A 7,528-nucleotide genomic window follows, 5' to 3' on the forward strand; every position below is an offset into this window, starting at 1 on the left:
GGTTTTATACAAAGATGTGTGTACACCGTAGGCTCTTCGGGAGGGGAGACAAAGCACAGCTTTGGCGGGGGTGGGGTTCTTATGATTAGGTGAAAAGAGAAAGAAAGGAGTAAGGGGAGATGAGGGGAATAACCTATGCCCCAGTACCCAATACCCTCAATCCTGCACAGTCATTGGCAAACGAATAGTAAAAGTAGAGCCAATTCCTGGCTGACTTTTGACAATAATTTCACCACCCATCATCTGGCAAAAGTGGCGGCTAATTGCCAACCCTAGTCCCGTACCTCCATACTTTTTCGTAGTTGAGGTATCACCTTGGGTAAAAGGTTGAAATAACTGCTGCTGTTGACGGTTAGACATACCGATACCTGTGTCGGTGACAGTGAAAATAATGCTGCCCAAAGGAGCATCCGGTCGAAATTCATCCTTTTCTCTGTTAACCGTCAGCGTCACCTTGCCGTTTGTAGTGAATTTACTGGCGTTACTGAGTAAGTTTAACAATACCTGCCGCATCCTAGTTTGATCGGCGTACATTGTGCCAAGTTGCTCATCAAAATTTACTTCTAAAACATTGGCATTTTTTTCTATAGCTGGTTTGACTGTGAGAACAACGTTATGAATTAGCGTTGCAATCTCGAATGTCTCAGGATACAGGGTCATTTTCCCCGCTTCGATTTTTGACAAGTCGAGGATTTCGTTAATCAAGTGCAGTAGATGCTTACCAGCAGCGTTAATTGTTTCTAAATCTGTGATAAAATCTGCCGATAAACCAAGATCGGTAGCGTCATCTTCTAGAAGTTGGCTTAAGCCAATGACAGCATTTAATGGTGTGCGTAATTCGTGGCTGACATTGGCCAAAAATACGCTTTTTGCCTTGCTAGCAGCTTCGGCTAATTCTTTAGCTTGTTGTAGTTCTTTTGTTCGCTGAGATACTCGCTCAATCAGATGATTTAGAGATTTGGCGAGTAGGCCAATTTCATCTTCAGTGGTAACGGGTGCTCGTAAATCGAAATTATGTTTCCTGGCAACTTGTTCAGCTACTTGGGTTACAGTGATCACTGGTTCAGCGATCGCTCGACTAGTACGCCAAGCTACAATAGCTGCGATCGCTACCGAAACCAACATACTCACAATCACGATAAATCGCTCAACTATTCTCGCCTGCTCAACGGCTCTTTGCCTTTCTTGCTCTTGATCTTCAGCAGTTTGCAGGATGTTAGTCAAGCTTTGAGAAAGCTGATCTAGTTGCATGGCTGTTTCACCACGCATTATTGTTAATAACTGCGATCGGGCAGAGGAAATCTGCTGAGGCTGCACTTTTTGAGAGTCAATTTTCTGTAAGACGACCTCGATTTGGTCAACGTAGGCATTTAAATTATTTTTGTAATCCAGCAATAACGTCTGTAAAGTCGAACTTGTTGCTGCTAGTCTTTTAGGTTTACTATCGAGAAATCCGCCAATTTTTGACTCTAGTTGCTTGGCTTTTTCAACATTCTTCAGAAAATCAGCTTTTTTGTTTTGCAGTTGTTGTGAATTTTCTAATACAGCAACTAGGTTAGAACTATGTAATTGCGCCCCTACTACTGCATCTTTATAATTACTCAGTAGTTGCCCTTGTTCATAAGCTTGATTAAATTGTCTAACTTCCCTTCCCCGGTAGTAATTAGCAATCACTAACCCAGTCAGTGAGCCAAAAAAGCCAATTCCAATAGCTACAAAGTACCCATAGCCAATTTTTTGATGGATACGCCAAGAACTAGCTTTGAGTTTCCCTCGTGAAGGAAATTCTATAGTTGGGAGTTCGTCTGTCGATGGCTCTTCGGCTGACACTTTTTTGCTTTCTGAACTGTTGTAGATAGGGGTTGGCTTTTGAGTTGGCATTTCTCAAACCTCCTTGCCTTCCCGCAAAAATAATCAAATTAGTCTAGATTGTCAAAATACCTTAATTAGTCATTAACATCTACATTATCTTCTTTTATCGCAAGAGCAAATAATTGCCTGCTAGATAATTAGCATCACCTTAAATTATATAAGTAAATTTTACAACTATCTTGCTAAGTATAATTACTAAAATTAATAGAGCTCACTTTTTTTACGAGCAATGATATAGTTTCCTGAACTAAAGACCCACCTGAGAGCGTCTTCTCCTTACTACACTACTTTCCACAATATGCGGTTGATAGCAAGCAATGAGTTCTTGCGATCGCCTACGCCATTACTCTACCTTATTGCTTCCTTATAAAATTAATACAATCAGGAGAAAAACAAAAGGTTTGATACTTCTTGGGGATTAGGGATTGGGCAAAAGAGTGCTGAGTTTTGTTTATCTCCTTGCCTCCTTATCCTTTTGTCTCCTTCATCCCAGGCACACATATCATAAAATAGGTTAAAAGTCTAGTCTATATGAACACACAAAAATTTTTATTACGTATTAATATCAATACGAATGCGTGAATTGACGAACGCGGCTTAAGATAGCTTTAATATCGGATAAAATCGGCTTCTAGGCTTATATAAATGAGAAGTGGAGTGATTTTTGCATGATTTGTACTTAGATTTAGTACGATTATGAGCAAATGACACGAAATGGGATAATCACAACCTGAGGATTCCAGTTGATTCCAAAAATAGAACTCAGGAAGTTGATTATAATACATCCTGCTACCTTCTGAGTTCTATCCTCCTACTGACTGTCTACCTTGTAGTTGATGCAGTAGATAGTATGGGGCAAGTATGGTTATAGGACACTAAAATCTTTTTGTGCCTTTCACCAAATTGTACTGATTAGCAAGTACATTACCTAATCAACAACCTTTTGGTTGTAATTATCCAGATTAGAAAAACTCAACTGTCAAATTAATAGGAGTGAAAATGCCAGAACAAGAATTTACCGAAACCGCATCTAAAGAGACTACAGTGGCAGAGATCAACAACCAAACGGGAACCATCACCAAACTTCAGCCTCCGGCACAGCCTCAAGACGAATGGGTAAAATACGGGGAGCAAATTTCTACCTTTTTAGCAACATTACCAGATTATCTGGGAAGCTTCTTTAATCAATATAAGCAACCCCTGGTAACAGTTGGTTTAATTGTAGGATCAATTGTTGCTGTTAAAGTACTCTTGGCAATATTAGATGCTTTGAATGATATCCCTTTGGTAGCACCTACTTTTGAGCTAATCGGTATTGGTTACTCTGCCTGGTTTGTTTACCGCTATTTACTCAAAGCCTCAACCAGGAAAGAGTTAACTAGTGAAATCACCACTCTTAAATCACAAGTTGTCGGTAAACAAATTCCAGAAGCTTAATATCTAATTATCGCTTCTCTATGAGACCCTTCTCTATGAGACGCTCCCCATAGCTTGCTTCCACGTTCGCGCAGCGTGCCGTAGGCAAGTGGTACGACATCAGGGCATCGCGCTAGGCGTAGCTTGCTCTGTGTAGAAGTACGCTCTAATTCTAAATCCCCGAAGACTGGACGCCGGAAGTCGGTGTCCAGTCTTCTCTCAAAGTTACTGACAAAATTTTTAACAATTTGTAATATCAAAACTACACCCATAACGCTAGTACTCGTAGAAGTTGCTTCCTACGATCCTTGGTTTAATTACGAATTAGTAATTATTGTTGAGGCGAACCTCCGGTGGTCAATTTAGCTTTTGGGGTCGGTTTTTTAGTCTGTGGTAGTTCTGGAGATATTTTAGGCGATGCCTGTGGCGGGCTATCCCTACGCACTATATTAGGAGATGTAATTGCCGACAGTTTGCCCCGTTTGACTAAAGCTTGATGAATCATTGCCGCCACTTCCGCCCGACTAGCTACTTTGTTGGGATCGAGGACTTGAGGATTTGGATAGTTAACTACCAGACCATTGGTTGTAGCAGCAGCGATTTTGGCGATAGCATAAGGCGGAATGTCTTTAGCATCTTTATAAACACTAATAATCTGATTTGGAGAAGTGGGTGCTTTTAAATTCAACCCACTGACAAGGGCAACTAAAACTTGCACTCGTGAAATATTTTGTTGTGGTTTGAAGGTTTTTTTCGGGTAGCCTTTGAGAAACCCCGCACTGATGGCTTGGTCAATTGCTGGAGTCGCCCAGAATTTTGTTGGTACATCTTGAAATGCGATCGCAGTCTTAGACGGTTCTTGGTCAAAGGCTTTTTCTAGTATGGCAGCAAATTCGGCGCGGTTTACAGGCTGATTTGGTCTAAAAGAATAATCAGGAAAACCTTTGAGAATCCCACGGGCAGAAAGAACGTCTATAAAACGCCGACTCCAAAAGTCATTGGGCACATCGTTAAATGCAATTGGCGGCGGAATGATTGATTTTGGTTTTGCCGGAGTTACTAAAGGCAACGCTGATGATTTGAGTGATGACTCAAGTTCTGTTGAAGGAGATACAGGCGTTTGTGGTTGTGGGGATTGAGTTGGGATTACCAAAATAGATGGTAACATTGCGCGGTAAGGAGTTGCGCTGTTAGTTGGAAATGAAGGTGTCTTGGGTTCAACAACAGCTTCCGGTGAAGAATAGGGCAAAACGTTGTTGGGGACTGTATAAGGTTCTACCTTGGCAGTAGGAGAGGGCAATAATGGATTTGGTCGAACACTAGGAGACGAAGTGGAAGAAGGCAACAGCAGCCCGTTTAAGTTCCAACTAGAATCTCTGCGAGACAACGACCAAAAAAGAATCGCTCCGATAGTGGTGAAGGCAACCAAAATGGCTATAAATTCATCAAAGCCAAGGGCAGTTTTTTGAGATGACTCCGGTTCGGAAGGAGGTCTATTTGTCATCGTGATTACCCTGGTAGCAGTAAAAATTTGTGTCTAAACAAATTAAGCCACAGATGACTCTTTTACACCAGCCCTTTTTTAATTCGTAATTCGTAATTCGTAATTCGTAATTCGTAATTCGTAAGTAGGATATCAGGTTTCTGGTTCAACGCCAAGCGATCGCAATTGGGCAGCTAGGCGTTTGGCTCTTTGGGATTCTTGTTCGGCTCTTTGGGATTCTTGTTCTGCTCTTTGCGATTCCAGTTCTGCTCTTTCATCGCCACTCAACAACAAATTACCTTGTAAATCCCACCAACGCAGCCAGGGTAATTCCACATTCTGATAAACTCCCTGCCATAAACCTAATTCAACACTCAAAGCAACTATAGGATAATGTCCTCGTTCATTTGCTGGTAAAACTTGATACTGTCCTTCAATTAGATGATAAACTTCTAGGCTGGCTTTACTCGCTTCATAAATGCCGTAGAAGGCAGGACGAATCACCTGCTCATAAATCCAAAATTTACCCTTCAAAGGAGTTTTATCTCGCTCTTCACTACCGTCCCCAGAGACAAATTCTAAGACAATCAACGGGGCAATAAACTCTCGCCACATCACATAAGAACGTCGCGTTTGCCCATTGAGCAAAAATGGTACATTCGGTACATAAAACCAATCTGGTGCTTCTGCGCCTTTTTCAAGGGGATCGGTCAACCGCCAGTAAATCCCTAAGTCTTGCCCTATACAGTATTCACCTTCAGGGTTTAATTGCTTAAGGAGGGGTGTAATTGAGTCAGTTAGTAGAAGGCTTTGGGGATGCTCTTGCCAATTTTTCACAAAAGTACCATTAGACTCAGGAAGTTGAGTATGATCCGGGAAGGGAAAAGGAGTAAGAGCGTTGGGTGGATTAGTTACAGAGGTCATAACGCTACCTTTGCACTCTTCGTAAAGGTTATTTTTAGTTTAACTTGCGTAGGCGTAGCCCGTCGTAGACATCGCTTTCTCAATATTCTCCACCCAGATTATCAATTGCACACCAATTACTTCCAGTCGTCTGAGAAAGATTTTCAGCTTGACAGACCACTAGTTTTATTAGATACCTAAACTAAAATCGGATTTTGAGGGTGGCAGAATGTAAAATATTAACTTATTCTTTACCTGTCTTTGAAAAAATCAGGGTGTGTAGTGCCAGAAGAATTCAGTTGCCAAATTTCACCACCATTTTTGTCTGAGGGTAGCGATCGCGATCTTGATTTAGATTCAACCCTCCAAGAACTACCAATGTATAATTTCTCGGTGGAAATCAGCCACACCGGGATGGAAGTGGCTAGTTTTTTGGACAAATACCCCTTGCTACCAGGAGTAATTTTGGTAGAACAGGGACATTTCATTGGGATGATTTCGCGGCGGCGACTACTAGAATTTTTGATTCGTCCATTCGGACAAGAGTTATTTGTTCAGCAACCATTAGCTGTTCTCTACAGCTATGTGCGGACATCGATGTTGCTGGTTACTGATACAACATCGATTTTAACAACGATGCAACTTAGCCTAAAACGATCGCCAGAATTATTAGCAGAACCAATTGTAGTAGAAACCGAATCTGGTGCTTATAGATTGTTAGATGTCCAAGAATTGAATATTATTTCTTGGCAAATTCGGGGAATCGACAATCTGATCCGCTATGAACGCAGTCAAGCCCAAATGATTCAAAATGATAAAATGGCAAACTTGGGGCGTTTAGTAGACGGCGTAGCCCACGAAGTTTTAGACCCAGTGGGTTTTATTTGGGGTAACATAATTTATGTTTCAAACTACAGTCAAGATTTACTCAAACTCATAGCAGCTTACGATCTAGAGTTACCATCAGTTTCTCAGGCAATTAATCAAATTAAAGAAGAAATTGAATTTGATTTTTTAGAACAAGATTTGTCGCGATCGCTTGCTAGTATTCGCACGGGAGCGGAAAGATTAAAAAAACTAGTTACTAGCTTGCAAAACTTCTGTCATATTGATGAACTTTTTCCCAAGCCAGTAGACTTACACGCCTGTATAGATAGCATTATTTTATTAATTAATAGCCGTCTTCAAGGAGAAATCGAAATCGTCAAATACTACGGTCAATTACCCCCAGTATATTGCTTTATGGGGCAATTAAACCAGGTTTTGATGAATATTTTAAGTGAAGTTGTGGATATTTTACTCAATGAAGGAGTGCGACAGCAGTTACATTTAGAAGAGACAAAGACTGTTCAAAAACCGCGAATTGAGATTACCACAGAAGTTATATCACAAGAAGCAAGCAACCCAGATGCACCAGATTCTCGCTGGGTTTTAATTCGCATTGCTGACAATGGCTCTGGAATGTCTGAAGAATTAAAACAGCAAATTATTGAGTCTTTTTCTCTGGAAACAAAGAATGGTAAAAATACTGGTTTAGCAGTAAGTTATCGAATTATTACTGTGAGACATGGTGGAAAATTGAATTTTCATTCACAGATTGATATAGGTACAAAATTTGAAATATTGTTACCTCTGGTGTAAGAAGATATATTGAGGAAAATGACCCATATATTACAATACAGTTCAGTTAAGGCTAAAACTCTGTTATCCAAGTCTATTTTTTAACGAACCGCCAAGACGCAGAGAGAAGAAAGAGAAGGAAAAAATTGCTTAACTGAACTGTCTTGCCATATATTAACAATAGACCTCTTGCAAAAGTCCCTAACACCCCACCCCCAACCCCTCCCCGCAAGC

Annotated in this window: 6 protein-coding genes; 2 read left to right on the forward strand and 4 right to left on the reverse strand. The window is 40.7% G+C overall.

Annotation, left to right across the window (positions count from 1 at the left end; genetic code table 11):
• Positions 1-156: 156 nt before the first annotated feature.
• The gene (locus ACM0OX_RS34540; RefSeq protein ID WP_414519584.1) at positions 157-1,881 is read right to left on the reverse strand and encodes an ATP-binding protein; all 1,725 of its coding nucleotides are present in this window, start codon (positions 1,879-1,881) and stop codon (positions 157-159) included.
• A 990-nt stretch (positions 1,882-2,871) separates the two neighbouring features.
• Between ACM0OX_RS34540 and ACM0OX_RS34545 the strand changes: the two genes are divergently transcribed.
• Positions 2,872-3,309 (forward strand): CAAD domain-containing protein, encoded by a 438-nt coding sequence (locus tag ACM0OX_RS34545; protein WP_099102215.1) that lies wholly within the window; start codon positions 2,872-2,874, stop codon positions 3,307-3,309.
• Here the strand turns inward: ACM0OX_RS34545 and ACM0OX_RS34550 are convergent.
• From ACM0OX_RS34550 to ACM0OX_RS34560, 3 genes are all read right to left on the reverse strand, one after another.
• Positions 3,306-3,560, reverse strand: a complete 255-nt coding sequence (locus ACM0OX_RS34550; protein WP_414519586.1) for a hypothetical protein — start codon at positions 3,558-3,560, stop codon at positions 3,306-3,308. The two genes, ACM0OX_RS34545 and ACM0OX_RS34550, sit on opposite strands and share 4 nt — an antisense overlap.
• A 59-nt stretch (positions 3,561-3,619) precedes the next feature.
• Positions 3,620-4,792 carry an S-layer homology domain-containing protein gene (locus ACM0OX_RS34555; RefSeq protein WP_414519588.1) on the reverse strand — a complete coding sequence of 391 codons (1,173 nt, stop codon included), beginning with the start codon at positions 4,790-4,792 and terminating at the stop codon, positions 3,620-3,622.
• Between the two features lie 132 nt (positions 4,793-4,924).
• Positions 4,925-5,695, reverse strand: a complete 771-nt coding sequence (locus ACM0OX_RS34560; protein WP_414519590.1) for a Uma2 family endonuclease — start codon at positions 5,693-5,695, stop codon at positions 4,925-4,927.
• 261 nt (positions 5,696-5,956) lie between these two features.
• Here ACM0OX_RS34560 and ACM0OX_RS34565 point away from each other — a divergent pair, with 261 nt between their 5' ends.
• On the forward strand, positions 5,957-7,315 hold the full coding sequence (locus tag ACM0OX_RS34565; RefSeq protein ID WP_414519592.1) for a sensor histidine kinase: 1,359 nt from the start codon (positions 5,957-5,959) through the stop codon (positions 7,313-7,315).
• Positions 7,316-7,528: the final 213 nt, after the last annotated feature.

It is taken from the genome of Nostoc sp. PCC 9305, from assembly GCF_963920915.1.
Lineage (GTDB): Bacteria > Cyanobacteriota > Cyanobacteriia > Cyanobacteriales > Nostocaceae > Nostoc.

Excerpts from the sequence above, each read along its gene's own strand:
- ACM0OX_RS34540 (WP_414519584.1), bottom strand. The coding sequence starts at position 1,881 with ATGCCAACTCAAAAGCCAACCCCTATCTACAACAGTTCAGAAAGCAAA.
- ACM0OX_RS34545 (WP_099102215.1), top strand. The coding sequence starts at position 2,872 with ATGCCAGAACAAGAATTTACCGAAACCGCATCTAAAGAGACTACAGTG.
- ACM0OX_RS34550 (WP_414519586.1), bottom strand. The coding sequence starts at position 3,560 with ATGGGTGTAGTTTTGATATTACAAATTGTTAAAAATTTTGTCAGTAAC.
- ACM0OX_RS34555 (WP_414519588.1), bottom strand. The coding sequence starts at position 4,792 with ATGACAAATAGACCTCCTTCCGAACCGGAGTCATCTCAAAAAACTGCC.
- ACM0OX_RS34560 (WP_414519590.1), bottom strand. The coding sequence starts at position 5,695 with ATGACCTCTGTAACTAATCCACCCAACGCTCTTACTCCTTTTCCCTTC.